1 protein-coding gene is annotated in these 458 nt (G+C 68.3%); it reads right to left on the bottom strand.

What is annotated here, in order from left to right:
* Positions 1 to 141: 141 nt before the first annotated feature.
* Positions 142 to 458, bottom strand: a 317-nt coding sequence (locus tag I6F37_RS39390) for a hypothetical protein (protein WP_225154286.1), incomplete at its 5' end; no start/stop codon positions are given.

The following is a 458-nucleotide window of genomic DNA, read 5'->3' as shown; positions in this document are numbered from 1 at the left end:
GTGGAAGTGGGCGTGCAAGGACCGCGCGGCGGCACGTGCATCCGTCGAGCGCGTGCTCGCGTGGCCGATCCAGCGCATCGCGTTCTGTCACGGCGAGTCGGTCGAGATCGATTCGGCCGGCCTCGCCGCGCTGATGCGGATCTAGCTCATCGGTAGCAGCTGCTTCAGCGTCCACGCCTGGATCTCGACGCTGCGCTGGGCTTCTCGTCGTGATCGCGCGAGCGCGTTCGCGAACGACCCGACGACGATGATCGCCATGCAGTTGCCGAAGATCAGCAGCGCCGACGTCGGGCCGCTCGACAGATCGACCGCGTGCGACGTGGTGGTGATTGCGCCGGCGGTCACGCTCCAGGTCGGCGCGAGGATACCGGCGAGCTCGAGGATCACCGGGCCGAGCCACGCGAGCACGAGCATCGGGATCACGATCCGCGCGTGCGCCATGAGCTGCGGATAGCTGG

Source organism: Bradyrhizobium sp. NBAIM08, assembly GCF_020193935.1.
Lineage (GTDB): Bacteria > Pseudomonadota > Alphaproteobacteria > Rhizobiales > Xanthobacteraceae > Bradyrhizobium > Bradyrhizobium yuanmingense.
Note: the sequence above shows the minus strand (reverse complement) of the source record. Positions and strands in the feature narration are given on the sequence as shown.